At 67.1% G+C, this 14,209-nt stretch carries 16 protein-coding genes; 9 read left to right on the top strand and 7 right to left on the bottom strand.

Annotation, left to right across the window (positions count from 1 at the left end; translation table 11 throughout):
• Positions 1-34: 34 nt before the first annotated feature.
• Both BN984_RS07240 and BN984_RS07235 read right to left on the bottom strand, forming a co-directional pair.
• A complete protein-coding gene (locus BN984_RS07240) occupies positions 35-643 on the bottom strand; it encodes a protein sorting system archaetidylserine decarboxylase (RefSeq protein ID WP_008091193.1) in 609 nt (202 codons plus the stop codon).
• A complete protein-coding gene (locus tag BN984_RS07235) occupies positions 643-1,668 on the bottom strand; it encodes an AAA family ATPase (RefSeq protein ID WP_049967944.1) in 1,026 nt (341 codons plus the stop codon). The genes BN984_RS07240 and BN984_RS07235 overlap by 1 nt, the downstream gene beginning before the upstream one ends.
• Positions 1,669-1,809: 141 nt before the next feature.
• On the opposite strand from BN984_RS07235, the gene rnz reads away from it, so the two are divergent.
• Both rnz and BN984_RS07225 read left to right on the top strand, forming a co-directional pair.
• Entirely contained in the window at positions 1,810-2,757 is a 948-nt protein-coding gene (gene rnz / locus BN984_RS07230; protein ID WP_008091190.1) for a ribonuclease Z, read from the top strand.
• 49 nt (positions 2,758-2,806) lie between these two features.
• On the top strand, positions 2,807-3,685 hold the full coding sequence (locus BN984_RS07225) for a PhzF family phenazine biosynthesis protein (protein ID WP_049967943.1): 879 nt from the start codon (positions 2,807-2,809) through the stop codon (positions 3,683-3,685).
• Positions 3,686-3,727: 42 nt separating this feature from the next.
• Here BN984_RS07225 and BN984_RS07220 read toward each other — a convergent pair whose 3' ends face one another.
• Entirely contained in the window at positions 3,728-4,072 is a 345-nt protein-coding gene (locus BN984_RS07220; RefSeq protein WP_008091186.1) for a hypothetical protein, read from the bottom strand.
• An 8-nt stretch (positions 4,073-4,080) separates the two neighbouring features.
• Positions 4,081-5,070: a prohibitin family protein gene (locus tag BN984_RS07215; RefSeq protein ID WP_008091184.1), complete on the bottom strand. Its 990-nt coding sequence runs from the start codon at positions 5,068-5,070 to the stop codon at positions 4,081-4,083.
• A gap of 175 nt (positions 5,071-5,245) precedes the next feature.
• Here BN984_RS07215 and BN984_RS07210 point away from each other — a divergent pair, with 175 nt between their 5' ends.
• A complete protein-coding gene (locus tag BN984_RS07210) occupies positions 5,246-7,246 on the top strand; it encodes a DUF460 domain-containing protein (RefSeq protein WP_049968591.1) in 2,001 nt (666 codons plus the stop codon).
• A 54-nt stretch (positions 7,247-7,300) separates the two neighbouring features.
• Here the strand turns inward: BN984_RS07210 and BN984_RS07205 are convergent, their stop codons facing one another.
• Both BN984_RS07205 and BN984_RS07200 read right to left on the bottom strand, forming a co-directional pair.
• Positions 7,301-7,489 (bottom strand): hypothetical protein, encoded by a 189-nt coding sequence (locus BN984_RS07205; protein ID WP_008091180.1) that lies wholly within the window; start codon positions 7,487-7,489, stop codon positions 7,301-7,303.
• Positions 7,490-7,570: 81 nt separating this feature from the next.
• Positions 7,571-7,882, bottom strand: coding sequence for a hypothetical protein (locus BN984_RS07200; RefSeq protein ID WP_008091179.1), 312 nt, complete (start codon positions 7,880-7,882; stop codon positions 7,571-7,573).
• A 188-nt stretch (positions 7,883-8,070) separates the two neighbouring features.
• Between BN984_RS07200 and BN984_RS07195 the strand changes: the two genes are divergently transcribed.
• Together BN984_RS07195 and BN984_RS07190 are read left to right on the top strand one after the other, a co-directional pair.
• Entirely contained in the window at positions 8,071-9,057 is a 987-nt protein-coding gene (locus BN984_RS07195; protein WP_008091178.1) for a tyrosine--tRNA ligase, read from the top strand.
• Between the two features lie 92 nt (positions 9,058-9,149).
• Positions 9,150-9,992, top strand: a complete 843-nt coding sequence (locus BN984_RS07190) for an alpha/beta hydrolase (protein WP_008091176.1) — start codon at positions 9,150-9,152, stop codon at positions 9,990-9,992.
• A gap of 24 nt (positions 9,993-10,016) precedes the next feature.
• Here BN984_RS07190 and BN984_RS07185 read toward each other — a convergent pair whose 3' ends face one another.
• A complete protein-coding gene (locus tag BN984_RS07185) occupies positions 10,017-10,196 on the bottom strand; it encodes a DUF7470 family protein (protein WP_004973908.1) in 180 nt (59 codons plus the stop codon).
• Between the two features lie 105 nt (positions 10,197-10,301).
• Between BN984_RS07185 and eif1A the strand changes: the two genes are divergently transcribed.
• From eif1A to thsA, 4 genes are all read left to right on the top strand, one after another.
• A complete protein-coding gene (eif1A, locus tag BN984_RS07180; protein ID WP_004045248.1) occupies positions 10,302-10,592 on the top strand; it encodes a translation initiation factor eIF-1A in 291 nt (96 codons plus the stop codon).
• Positions 10,593-10,679: 87 nt separating this feature from the next.
• Positions 10,680-11,540 carry a serine/threonine-protein kinase Rio1 gene (gene rio1 / locus BN984_RS07175; protein ID WP_008091174.1) on the top strand — a complete coding sequence of 287 codons (861 nt, stop codon included), beginning with the start codon at positions 10,680-10,682 and terminating at the stop codon, positions 11,538-11,540.
• Between the two features lie 94 nt (positions 11,541-11,634).
• Positions 11,635-12,177, top strand: a complete 543-nt coding sequence (locus BN984_RS07170; RefSeq protein WP_004973911.1) for a KH domain-containing protein — start codon at positions 11,635-11,637, stop codon at positions 12,175-12,177.
• A 248-nt stretch (positions 12,178-12,425) separates the two neighbouring features.
• Positions 12,426-14,078 carry a thermosome subunit alpha gene (gene thsA, locus BN984_RS07165; RefSeq protein ID WP_004973912.1) on the top strand — a complete coding sequence of 551 codons (1,653 nt, stop codon included), beginning with the start codon at positions 12,426-12,428 and terminating at the stop codon, positions 14,076-14,078.
• Positions 14,079-14,209 lie beyond the last annotated feature (131 nt).

Here is a 14,209-nt window from a genome sequence, read left to right as displayed (position 1 = left end):
ATTTCTTGTCATTCAGGCGGGGGAAGTCGGTGCATCACTCCCGACGCGCCAACACCGTCTCGCCCGCCCGCACCGACTCGCCCTTCTCGACGATAACGTCCTCGGAGCCGTATTCCGGGGGTAACAGCACGTCCGCCCGGGAGCCGAAGTCGATGTGGCCGAGTTTCTGCCCGCGGACGAGTTCGTCGCCGGGTGCGACGTACGAGTGAATCCGCCGGGCGAACGCCCCGGCGATGAGAGACACCTCGTACTCGCCATCACGTTCGTCCGCAACCTCGATGTCGACGCGCTCGTTTCGGTCGGAGTCCTTCGAGAACGCCGGCTTGTGCGCGCCGGGGCGGTGGGTGACGGTTCGGACCGCGCCGGAGACGGGCGCGCGGTTGACGTGCACGTCGGTGACGTTCATGAACACGCCCACGCGGACGCGGCCGTCCTCGACGCGAATCACGGAGACGTGCCCGTCGGCGGGAGAGACGACGCCCGGTTCGTCGGGCGGCGAGCGTTCGGGGTCACGGAAGAACCAGAGGACGAACGCTCCCACGGCGAGGAGAACGGCCCCGAGCGGCGGGAAGACGAACGACGCGAGCGCCGCGCCGACGAAGGCGGGGAGCGCGAACCGTCGGTAGCCCGGTGCGAACTTCATTATGCCTCGCCGCGGACGTCCGCGCCCCAACTCGTGAGGAGGTGGGTGATGTGCAGTCGGTCGTCGATGCCCGTCGAGATGTCGAGGTCGACCTGCCCCGCGAGTTCGTGCAGGCGGGCGAGTTCGCCGTCGGCGAAGCGCTCGGGGGTCGAGTCAGCGACGCGGAGGATGTCAGCCAGGAGCTCCTGTCCCTCGTAGCCCTCGTCGTCGAGGAGCGTCGTGAGGGTCTTGCGGGCGTCTTTGATGTCCCCCTCCCGGGCGTTGATGAGGAGCGTCTTCAGTTCGTCGTCGAAGCCCACGTCGCCGAGGGCGGCGTGGACCGTGGACATGGTGACCTCGTCGGCCTCGGTGGCCGTCCGCTGGGCCGAGAGGATGGCTTTTCGGATGTTTCCGTTGGACGCGTCCACGAGGAACTGGAGGCCGCCGTCGTCGTAGTCGACGCCCTCCGCGTCGAGGATGTCCGCGAGGAGGGCTTCGAGCGTGTCGTCGTCGGGCGCGGGCATGGGAACCGGGAAACACCGAGAGCGAATCGGCGGGATGAGCTTCGAGGGCTGGCGGGTGGTGATGACGAACTGCGTGGTCCGGTGGTGCTGTTCCATCACGCGGCGGAGCGCCTGCTGGAAGTCCTCGCGGATGGATTCGGCGTTGTCGAGGACGATGGTCTTGTACTCGCCGGACATCGGGGCGTAGCTGGCGGACTCCTTGAGCACGCGGTTTATCATGTCGCGTTTCGCCATGCGACTGCGGCCGTCGAGGAACTGCTCGAACCGCGGGTCGGCGCGAATCTGCTTTTTCGTCCGATTGAAGAAGTCCGCGACGTTGAGTTCGATGAGGTCGTTTTCGGGGTCCGAATGCGCCTCGCGAGCCAGCGCGCGGACGGCGGCGGTCTTGCCGACGCCCGGCGGGCCCTGTACGACGAGGTTCATCGGTTCGTCCACGGCGCGTCGGAGGCGTTCGCGGACCTCCGGCTGTGGGAGGTCTTCGAGCCCCGGCGCGTGCGTCTCGGTCCACAGCGGCGCGTCCATTGGACTCCGGTAGCAGACGGTCGGGTAAGAATCGGTCGGTCCGGGCCGTCGGGCGGACTCGGGTTTCCCGCGGGCGAGCCCCGAGGCCGCGACCGATTCGACGCACGTTTAGTCCCGCCGCTATCATTGTGGTGCATGTCCATGCGCGCGACCTTCCTCGGGACCGGCGGGGCCGTCCCCACCACGGCGCGTGCGCCGAGCGCGTTCCTCGTGAACCGCGACGGCGAGCGCCTGTTGTTCGATTGCGGGGAGGGAACCCAACGCCAGATGATGCGCTACGGGACCGGATTCGGCGTCAGCCACCTGTTCGTCACCCACCTCCACGGCGACCACATCCTCGGCATCCCCGGCCTGATTCAGACGCTCGACTTCAACGACCGCGACGACTCGCTGGCCATCCACGGCCCGCCGGGGAGCAAGCGCCACCTCGAAAAGCTCGTCCACGCGGGCGGCTATCAACCCGGCTTCCACGTCTCCGTCCACGAGGTCCGCCCCGGCAACGTCGCCTACCGCGCCGACGACTACGAGGTCCGCGCGTTCGACACCGAACACCGGACCGCCTCCGTCGGCTACGCCCTCGTCGAAGACGACCGCCCCGGCCGGTTCGACCGCGAGAAGGCCGAGGAACTCGGCGTTCCCGTCGGTCCGGCGTTCGGTCGCCTTCACGCCGGCGAGGACGTGGAACTCGAAGACGGCACGGTCGTGCGCTCCGAGCAGGTCGTCGGCGACCCCCGACCCGGGCGAACCGTCGTCTACACCGGCGACACCCGCCCGCTCGATTCGACCGTCGAAGTCGCCCGCGACGCCGACCTGCTCGTCCACGACGCGACGTTCACCGACGAGGAGGCGGAGCGGGCGAAACAGACCGCGCACTCGACCGCCCGCGAGGCCGCCCGAATCGCCCGCGACGCCGACGTTCGGCGGTTCGCGCTGACGCACATCTCCGCCCGGTACGCCGCCGACCCGAGCCCGCTTCTCGAACAGGCCCGCGAGGTCTACGACGGCGAGGCGTTCGTCGCCGAGGACGGCCAGAAACTGGAGGTTCCGTACGCCGACAGCGACGGCGGCGGAGCCGAGACCGGGGAGTAGTTCGAGGGGCCACAGTACACTTTTCTCCCGCCCGGGCGCATCCGCCGGTGTGCCGCAGAACGCCTTCCACACCGTCGACGTGTTCGCCACGGCGAAGTACGCCGGGAACCAACTCGCCGTCTTCGAGGGGGCGGACGCGCTCGGTTCCGACCAGATGGCCGCGCTCGCCAACGAGATGAACTACTCGGAGACGACGTTCATCGAGGGCGGGTCGCCCGACGATGGCTACGACGTTCGTATCTTCACGCCGGATGGCGAGATTCCGTTCGCCGGACACCCGACGCTCGGGACGGCCGCCGTCCTCCGCGAACACTTCGGCGCGGGCGACGGGGTGACGCTGAACCTCGGCGTCGGTCCGATTTCGGTCGAGGTCCGGTCCGACGGAAGCGACAGCGAGCAGTACTGGATGACGCAGAACGCGCCGACGTTCGGCGCGGAACTCGACCGCGAGACGCTCGCCGAGGTGCTGTCGCTCGACGCGGCCGACTTCGACGCCGACTGGCCGATACAGGTCGTCTCGACCGGTCTCCCGGCGGTGATGATTCCGCTCTGCGACCGCGACGCGCTCGCTCGGAGCGAGGTGTTTACCCCGGCGTACCGGTCGTTCTTCGACGACGTGGGCGTCGAGAACCTCTTTCTGTTCTGTCCGGACCCCCGCGACGACGCGAACGACTTCGCGGCGCGGATGTACGCGCCCGGCCACGGCGTCGCCGAGGACCCCGCGACCGGGAGCGCGAACGGCTGTTTCGCGGGCTATCTCGCCCGCCATCGCTACTTCGGAGACGACGAAATCGAGACCACGGTCGAGCAGGGCTACGAGATGGGCCGGCCGTCGCACCTCCACCTCGAAGCCGAGGACCGCGGCGACGAGGTGGCGGTCCGCGTCGGCGGGCGCGTCGAGTTCGTCTCGACGGGCAGGCTCGTCTGAGCGGCCGCTGAACGGGCCGTCGAGCCAAAAAGCGAGGTTGGGTCAGTCGCGGTGGGCGTCGCAGACCGGGTTCTCGCCGTCGTCGAGGAGGACGACGGGGACCCCGAGGACGACCCACTCGCGGACGTAGCGCCGGCGCGCCGTCGCGGGCGACCCGCACTCGACGCAGGCGACGTCCGCGGACTCGACGGCCGACTCGATGATTCTCGTCCGCGGGCCGACGGCCGTCCGCGGATACGCCGGGCGCTTGGACAGGAGCGCCACGAGCGCCGCGACGACCGCGAGGCCGACGACCGGCAGGACGAACCGGCCGACACCGGAGCGGGCGAGGACGCCGACGATGACGAGTAACACGACCGCGGCGGCCAGTTCACGGAGGAGACGCATCGACGGCGTCAGTTGCTCGTCTCGTTTTCGGAGCCGGACGAGGTCGACGACCTCGACGACGCCGAGGTAGTGTCCGACGACGAACCGGCGGACGAACCCGACGAGGACGACCCGTCACTATCGAGCGACCGGACGAACTGCGGGTAGCCGCCGTCGCCGACCGGGATGTAGACGGTGTCCGTCTCGTCGAGTTTCTCGATGTACTTCTGGGCCAGCACCTCGTCGGACAGCGACTCCGCGAGGATGCGGTTGGCGTCCGCCTGCCCCTGCGCCTCGATGCGCTTGCGCTCGGCTTCGAGTTCCTCGACGGCGAGTTCGTCCTGCTTCTGCTGGCGGCGCTGTTCGGTGATTTCCTTCTGTTCGACCGCCTGCGCGTACTCGGCGGGGAGTTCGACGTTGCGGACCTGCACCGCTTCGAGGATGAGGCCGTCGTCGGCGAACTCCTCTGCGAGTTCCCGCTCGGCGGCGGCCTTCAACTGGGTCTGGCCCTCGCCGGTGTAGATGACGGTGACGGGCAGTCGACCCGCTTCGGTCCGGAGCACCGACCGAATCGACGGGCGAATCAGGCGCTCTTCGGCGGTGGCGAGCGTCCGGTAGTTGCGGTAGAACTCGACCGCCTGTCCGGCGTCGATGCGGTAGCGGACGGTCACGTCGATGTCCGTCCGGAGGCCGTCCTCGGTCAGGACGGTGATGGCGTCGTCGCCGCGCCTGTCGCCTTCGCTCGTCGACGACGACATCGTGTACGACTGCGGTCGCACCGACAGCGACGAGGTCGACTGCGAGACGGGGTTGACGAAGTGCGCGCCGGGTTCGAAGACGGTGCCGGTGGTCGCGCCCCACTTCTTGACCACCTTGACGTTCCCTTCCTCGACGGGTTCCCACGCGAGGAGCCCGGCGATTGGGGCGGCGATAAGGAGGAGGGCGACGACACCGATGAGGGCGATGCGCGTCAGCGACCGGGAGGTCACCGACGGCGGGTCGGGGATGTCAGAACTCATCACTCTACTTTCAAATAGCCGAAACTTGTTTGTTTCGTGTCAATCGCGGGTCGCGGCGGCGGTGTCGTCGGTGGCAATGGCGTCGTCGGCCGAGACGGGCAAACGCGACACCCGAGGCGAGTCGGCATCCGCAACCGGCGTGGAGTATATATTCGGCGCAACCCTAGTCGCCGTCGTGAACGACCGGACGAGTGCGCTCGACTCGGTCGTCTTCGGCGTCGACATCCAGAGCGGCGATATCCGCGGCGACTCGCCGTCGTACGCGCTGGTCGTGTTGGACACCCGAGACACCGAGTCAGACGAGGTCCGAATCGAACGAGACGTGGTCTCCTTCCGCAAGTTACGCCGCCTCATCGAGCGCGACGAACCGCGCGTCGTCGCCACGGACAACATGTACGAGTTGGCGACCGACAAGGACGATTTAGTCCGCTTCCTGCGGTGGCTCCCCCACGGGACGCAGTTGGTGCAAGTGACCGGCGCGGAGCGACCGGAACCGCTCTCGCGGGTCGCCTCGCGCCACGGCGTCCCCTACGGCAAAGACCCGATGAAGGAGGCCGAGGCCGCGGCCCGGCTCGCCCTCGCCAACGTCGGCTACGAGGTCGCCGCATTCGAGAACACGACGACCGTGAAGGTCTCTCGCGGCCGCTCGACCGGTAAGGGCGGGTGGAGTCAGGACCGCTACACGCGCCGCATCCACGGGTCGGTCAAACAGCAGTCCCGCGAGGTCGAGTCCTCGCTGAAGGAGGCCAACCTCGACTACGAACGGGACGTGACCGAGAAGTACGGCGGCTACTCGCAGGCGCTGTTTACCGTCGAAGCGCGGCCCGAGGACATCCCCGTGTCGACCCACCGCTCGGGCGACACCCGCGTCGAAATCGAGCGCGAGCGCCGCGACGGCATCGAGTTCGAACCGCTCGTGAAGCGCCGCGACCGCGTCATCGTCGGCATCGACCCCGGCACGACCACCGCCGTCGCCGTCGTCGGCCTCGACGGGCGCGTCCTCGACGTGCACTCGACGCGAACCGCCGATACCGCCGCCGTCATCGAGTGGCTCATCGAGCGCGGGCGACCGAGTCTCGTCGCCGCCGACGTGCAGCCGATGCCCGAGACGGTCGAGAAGTTCCGGCGAAGCTTCGACGCCGCCGGCTGGGCTCCCGCGAGCGACATCCCCGTCGACGAAAAACTCCACCGGACCCGCGACATCGACTACGACAACGACCACGAGCGCGACGCCCTCGCGGCGGCGCTGTTCGCCTTCGACGCCCACGAAGACCAGTTCGAGCGCATCTCCCGGAAGGTGCCCGCCGACGTGGACCGCGAGGAGGTCATCGCCCGCGTCCTCGCCAGCGAGGAGTCGGTCGAGGCCGTTCTCCGCGAGATGGCCGACGACGGCGACGGGGGCGACCCCGACGACGCCGACGAGGAGGCTCACGAGGAACCCGAACTCACGCCCGAAGAACGCGAGATTCGGGAGTTGCGGTCGCGGGTCGAGCGCCTCGAATCGCACGTCGAGGACCTGAAGTCGACCATCGAGGAGAAAGACGAGACCATCGAGGAGTACAAGGAGGAACTCTCCGACGCCCGCCGCGAGGAGCGTCGCGAGGCCCGCGAGCGCCGCGAAGTTACCCGACTGGAACGCGAGAACGGTCGGTTAGAGCGGAAAGTCGAATCGCTCGAATCCGACAAGGCGGAGCTCGCAGACAAGCTCGACCAGCTGAAGTCGCTGTGGAAGCTCGACCACTCGAACTTCGCGGACGTGAACACCGACGGAAGCCTCGTGCCCGTCAAAATCGTCGAGCAGTTCACCAACGGCGCGCTCGACCACACCGTCGAGGAGTACGGCATCGCCGCGGGCGACGTGGTCTACCTCCGCGACGCCAGCGGGGCCGGACGAACCACCGCCGAGCGACTCGCCGAGTTCGACCCCAAGGTCGTCCTCCGGTCGGGCAACCTCTCGGAGGTCGCGGACGAGGTGCTGTTCGAGGCCGATATTCCGGTCGCACCGGCCGACGGCGTGACGATTCAGGAGATAGACGAACTCGCCGTGGCGAAGGAGTCCGAGGTGGCCGCCGCCATCGACGACTGGAAGGAGCGCGCCGAAGAGCGACAGAAGGAACAGCGCGAGGAGATGGTTGACCAGATTATCTCCGAACACCGCGCCGAGAACCGGCGGTGACCGGCCGAAAGTGAGACGCGTGGGCGGACCTCATTCGCGGTTTCGCTCCCGCGGTCACGCTCGAACGAGCGAGACGACCAACAGGAAACCGATAGCCAACGCGGCGCCGCCCGAGACGAGACGGATGACGTTGTCGAGGTAGACACCGGACACACTCGAGGAGACGAGGTACGTGAGGAGAGCGAGAAACAGCGAGATGACCACGAGCCATCGACGAATCGGGTTCGCGTCGTCGGAGAGCATACCGACGGGATGCGCGGCTGTTCGTAAATCGGTTCTGGCACCACTGAAGACGGTGACGAGAGCCGCGGCCGCCGAGGGTCGTCACTCCGCGGTCGCGTCGTGGCCGACGACGACGGCGACCACGAAGTACAGCGCCGCGCCGACGAGCGGCACGAAGAAAGCCAAGGCGGCCCAGAACGTCGCGTTTCGCCCCTTGAACGTCGCGTCCTTGTGGACCCGATAAGGGAGGTAGATGTGGAACGCGAGGAAGTAGACCGCGAAGCCGAGGATGTACGGGAGGAGGTCACCGCCGCGGACCGACGCCCACATGGCCGCGAGCAGACCGAAGACGACGAGGATGAGCGCGGCGAAGATGATGACGGGCGCACGCGTCGTGTTTCCTGAGTCGGACATCACCCGGAGTTGGGACCGGTACGTGTTGTCCGTTTCGCCCGCGCGCGGCGTTTCAGAGGGAGTATCGTAGCCGGCCGGCCGATTTGCGACGCCGGGTGGCGAGGGGGCGGTTCTCACGAGGGACGCGACACGTTTCTGCGGTAATCCCTATCAGAAGTCATATCCCACATCCCCGACACCGAACAGGTATGGACGCATACGACCTGATCACTCGGAACGCCTCCGAAGTGGTCACGGAGGACGAAGTGCGCGCGCTGGCCGACGACCCCGAGGGCAAGCGAGCGTACGTGGGCTACGAGCCCTCCGGCGTCCTCCACATCGGTCACATGCTCACCGCCAACAAGCTCATCGACCTCCAAGAGGCGGGCTTCGAGGTAGTCGTGCTGCTGGCCGACGTACACGCCTACCTCAACGGCAAGGGCACCTTCGAGGAGATTCGCGAGACGGCCGAGCGGATGAAAGCGCAGTTCATCGCCTACGGCCTCGACGAGAGCCAGACGGAGTTCGTCCTCGGCTCGGAGTACCAGCTCGACGAGAGCTACGTCCTCGACCTGCACGCGCTCGAACTGGAGACGACTCTCTCGCGCGCCGAGCGCGCCATGGCCGAAATCAAAAGCGGCGACGGCGTCACCGTCGCGCAGGCGGTCTACCCCATCATGCAGGCGCTCGACATCGTCTACCTCGACGTGGACCTCGCCATCGGCGGGATGGAACAGCGCAAGGTCCACATGCTCGCCCGCGACACGCTCCCGAGCATCGGCGAGGAGTCGCCGACCTGCATGCACACGCCGCTCATCGCGGACCTCGGCACGGGCATCGGCAAGATGTCCTCCTCCGAGGGCGTCACCATCTCGATGGAGGACTCCACCGAGGACATCGAAGACAAGGTCAACGGCGCGTTCTGCCCGCCGACGGCCGACCCCGACCCGACCGAGGAGGGCGAGGAACGCGAGAACCCCGTCCTCCAAATCTTCGAGTACCACGTCTTCCCGCGCTTCCAGCGGGTCGTCGTCGAGCGCCCCGAGCAGTACGGCGGGAACCTCGAATACGACGACTACGAGACGCTGGAGGCCGACCTCGAATCCGGCGAACTCCACCCCGCCGACGCGAAGGGCGCGCTCGCGAACTACCTCGACGAACTCATCGAGCCGGGTCGCGCGAAGATAGCCGAGTAATCGCCGCGCCCCGCCGGTAGTTCACCCCTTCTCGACGACCCGCTACTCGCCGTCTCCCAAACCGATAGAAGCTGCCGACCCGACGACTCGGTATGCCCCGCCCTTCCGACGTTCTCGTTCATCGAAACCGAACCGTCGCAGACCGCGAGGAGCGCACGCTGACCGCGGACGTGTACTGCCCCGAATCGCCCGCAGCGACCGAGATAGCCGAAACGACAGCGTCGCCGGCGGCCGAGGCGTCCCGCCCGCTCGTCGTCTTCGTCTACGGCGGCGCGTGGGAGACCGGCTCGACCGGCCAGTTCGCCCGCTGGGCGCTCGACGCCGCCGACAAGGGGTTCGTCGCGGCCGAGGTGTCGTACCGACTGGGCCACGAAGCGCCGTTCCCCGCGCAAATCGAAGACGTGTGCGAGGGTATCGACTGGGTCGTCGACCGCGCCGACGAGTTCGGTATCGACCCGGACGCCGTCGCCGTCGTCGGCCACTCCGCGGGGGCGCACCTCGCGTTGCTGGCGGCGCTTTCGGACGGTGACGAGTTCGGGCGGCGGACCGGAATCGACGCCGCTGTCGGCGTCTCCGGCGTCTACGACCTCCGAGCCGACGACCACGAGCGCGCCGGGGAGTCGCTGCCGCTGTTCGATGGCCGACCGTCGGCCGCCGAGTTGCGTCGGTGTTCGCCGATTACCGATGTCGATGGCGACCCCGACTCAGGGGTCGCCCCCAACGCCGACGCGCCGCCGACGCTGTTGCTCCACGGGAGCGAGGATTCGGTCGTCGCGCCGGACCAGAGTGCACGACTGGCGGACGCGCTCGACGCGGTCGGGGCTACGGTCGAATACGACAGGGTCAGTGCGGCCGACCACGTCTTCCTCCACTCGTCGTACCACTATCCCGCAGTCAGAAAGCGAGTGTTCTCGTTCCTCCGCGAATCGCTGTGAGCAGAGTCGGGATTCGGCGGGTCGTCAGGCCATGCCGAACATCTTCATCACGCCCTCGGCGAGACCGCTGGCGACGAGACCGAGGCCGGCGACGACGAACGCGAGCCCCGCCGCGACGACGGGTGCCTGATAGGCGACGATACCGATACCCAAGAGCAGCGAGACGACGCCGGCGATACCCTTCGTGCCGAGTTTGTCGAGCATACCACGACGGCGTTTCGGGACCGCCCTAAACGCGTCGTTCCGTCCGACGCTTCCTACCGGTCGAACGTCGGCGGATTTAACCATGCTCACGTCGAACGCTCGCGCATGAGCGACGACGAGAACGAGAGCCGCCGAGACCTTCGAATGCCGAACGACGACGAAGTGTTCGCCGTCGTGACGAACATGCTCGGGGCCAATCGTATTCGCGTCCGCTGTGCCGACGGCGTCGAGCGGACCGCTCGCATTCCCGGACGGATGCAGAAGCGAATCTGGATTCGAGAAGACGACGTGGTGCTCGTCGAACCGTGGGACTGGCAGGACGAGAAGGCCGACGTGAGCTGGCGCTACGAGAAGTCCGAAGCCGACCAACTCCGCCGCGAAGGCCACATCCAGTAACGCGTTCGAGCGCGCCGATTGGTTAGCGAGCGACACCGAAACCGGAGCCTGTGCCCTTTTCATCTCGCCTCTCGTAGCCCTAGTCCAATGACTGACGAGTTCGGCATGGTCGAACCCCAAGAGGGCGAGGCGTTCGGCGACGAGTGGGAGGAGATAGACGTCTCCGACGACGAGGCGGACCGCATCGCGCGCCGCAAGGACCGCGACTTCGACGAGTTCCGGATACGGTTGAAGGACGCCGACCAGTTCAAAGTCGAACAGTCGGTGTTCGACGACGCGACCTTCGCCGCCATCTACAAACTCGTCCAAGACGGGTACATCGACGCGTTCGGCGGGCCGATTTCGACCGGGAAGGAGGCCAACGTCTTCGAGGCGCTCGGCGGCGACGACTCGGACGTGGCGGTCAAGATATACCGCATCAACGCCTCCGACTTCCGGCACATGCGCGACTATCTCGAAGGCGACCCGCGCTTCGAGAACATCGGCCACGACAAGGGGCAGGTCGTCCGCGCGTGGGTCAGAAAGGAGTTCGCCAACCTCGAACGCGCCCAGCGCGCCGGCGTGCGCGTGCCGAAGCCTATCGCAGTCCAGCGGAACGTCCTCGTCATGGAACTCGTCGGCGTCGTCGACGACCGAGCGCGCCGCCTCTCGGAGGTTCGCGTCGAGAACCCCCAGACCGCCTACGAGGTCGTCCGCGAGTACATGCGCCGACTCCACCGCGCCGGCCTCGTCCACGGCGACCTCTCGGAGTACAACCTCATCATCCACGAGGGCGAACTCGTCGTCATCGACCTCGGACAGGCGGTGACGGTCCACCACCCCAACGCCGAGGAGTTCCTCCGGCGGGACTGCCGCAACGTGGCCAACTTCTTCCGGCGGCAGGGTGCCGACGCCGACGGCGACTCGCTGTTCGAGTTCGTCACGGCCGACGAAGACGAGAGCGAGTAGAGACGCGAACCCGCCGCGAGGCGGGGTGTGCGACCGAGACACGCGGCGACCCGCCGAGCGAACGCTTAAACCACTCCGACGGGTATCGGGAGATATGCAGCACGTCAAGGTGCCGCAGGACCGTATCGGTGTTCTCATCGGCGAAGGTGGCTCGACGCTCCGAGAGATAGAGAGTCGCGCGGAAGTCCGACTCGACGTGGACTCGGAGAACGGAAGCGTCGCCATCGACAGCGTCGGCGACCCCGTACTCGGCATGGTCGCCCCCGACGTGGTTCGAGCGGTCGGCCGCGGCTTCGCCCCGGAGGACGCGATGGCGCTCCTCGACGACGACATGATGATGTTCGAACTCATCGAGATAGACCGGCACACCCGAAACAAAAACGACATGCGGCGGCAGAAGGGCCGCCTCATCGGCGAGAACGGCCGCACCCGCGAACTCATGGAAGAACTGACCGGCGCGGACGTGGTCATCTACGGCTCGACGCTCGGCATCATCGGCCAGCCCGAGGAGGTCGAAGTCGTCCGTCGGGCCGTCGAGATGATTCTCGACGGCGCGCCCCACGGCGCGGTGTACTCCTTCCTCGAACGGAAGCACAACGACCTGACCCAGGGTTTCAACGTCCGGCAGAACAACTGAGACGCCACCGCCGACGAGTCCACCGCCGACACGGCACTCGCCCGCATCGTCTTTTCACCGCACTCGCTTCGAGACTGACGAGACCGCCCACCGAGAACCACACATAAACCCGCGTAATCGTCCGCCGTCCCCGAGTCTCGACCACCCCACCGTGTTGCGTTTTGGCATACCAATAAACGAAGCTTTTTTATAGAATCACAAACAATCAGGCGATGACTATGAGCCAGCGAATGCAGCAGGGTCAGCCCATGATCATTCTGGGCGAGGACTCGCAGCGCACATCCGGTCAGGATGCGCAGTCGATGAACATCACGGCCGGGAAGGCCGTCGCAGAGGCCGTACGCACGACGCTCGGCCCCAAAGGGATGGACAAGATGCTCGTCGACTCCGGCGGGCAGGTCGTCGTCACGAACGACGGCGTCACCATCCTCAAGGAGATGGACATCGACCACCCCGCGGCCAACATGATCGTCGAAGTCTCCGAGACCCAGGAGGACGAGGTCGGAGACGGCACGACGACGGCCGTCATCATCGCCGGTGAACTCCTCGACCAGGCCGAGGAGCTCCTCGAATCGGACGTCCACGCGACGACCATCGCGCAGGGCTACCGCCAGGCCGCCGAGAAGGCCAAGGAAGTCCTCGAGGACAACGCCATCGAGGTCACGGAGGACGACCGCGAGACCCTCACGAAGATCGCCGCAACGGCGATGACCGGTAAGGGCGCGGAGTCCGCGAAGGACCTGCTCTCCGAACTCGTCGTCGACGCCGTGCTGGCCGTCAAGGACGACGACGGCATCGACACGAACAACGTCTCCATCGAGAAGGTCGTCGGCGGCACCATCGACAACTCCGAACTCGTCGAGGGCGTCATCGTCGACAAGGAACGCGTCGACGAGAACATGCCCTACGCCGTCGAGGACGCGAACATCGCCATCCTCGACGACGCGCTGGAAGTCCGCGAGACCGAAATCGACGCAGAAGTCAACGTCACGGACCCCGACCAGCTTCAGCAGTTCCTCGACCAGGAAGAAAAGCAGCTGAAAGAGATGGTCGACCAACTCGTCGAGGTCGGCGCTGACGCCGTCTTCGTCGGTGACGGCATCGACGACATGGCGCAGCACTACCTCGCGAAGGAGGGCATCCTCGCGGTCCGCCGTACGAAGTCCTCCGACCTCAAGCGTCTCGCCCGCGCGACGGGCGGCCGCGTCGTCAGCAGTCTCGACGACATCGAGGCCGACGACCTCGGCTTCGCCGGCTCCGTCGGTCAGAAGGACGTCGGCGGCGACGAGCGCATCTTCGTCGAGGACGTCGAGGACGCGAAATCCGTCACGCTCATCCTCCGCGGCGGCACGGAACACGTCGTCGACGAGCTCGAGCGCGCCATCGAGGACTCCCTCGGCGTCGTCCGCACGACGCTCGAAGACGGCAAGGTTCTCCCCGGCGGCGGCGCTCCCGAGACGGAGCTCTCCCTGCAGCTCCGCGAGTTCGCCGACTCCGTCGGCGGCCGCGAGCAGCTCGCCGTCGAGGCGTTCGCCGAGGCGCTGGACATCATCCCGCGCACCCTCGCCGAGAACGCCGGTCTCGACCCCATCGACTCCCTCGTCGACCTGCGCTCGCGCCACGACGGCGGCGAGTTCGCAGCCGGCCTCGACGCCTACACGGGCGAGGTCATCGACATGGAAGAAGAGGGCGTCGTGGAGCCCCTCCGCGTCAAGACCCAGGCTATCGAGTCCGCGACCGAAGCCGCCGTCATGATTCTCCGCATCGACGACGTCATCGCCGCTGGCGACCTCTCCGGTGGCCAGACCGGCGGCGACGACGACGAAGGCGGCGCGCCCGGCGGCATGGGCGGCGGCATGGGTGGCATGGGCGGTATGGGCGGCATGGGCGGCGCAATGTGAGCGCCCCAGTAGGCCACTACACACCCACACCCTGACCTTCGCATCGACTCGAATCGTCGGCCGAATTCACGCTGTTTTTTGCGGATTCACGTCCGTTAGCATCTGCTTTGTCCGCTCGCGCGGCGATTGGG

Origin of the sequence: Haloferax prahovense (genome assembly GCF_000723845.1) — an archaeon.
Lineage (GTDB): Archaea > Halobacteriota > Halobacteria > Halobacteriales > Haloferacaceae > Haloferax > Haloferax prahovense.
Note: the sequence above shows the minus strand (reverse complement) of the source record. Positions and strands in the feature narration are given on the sequence as shown.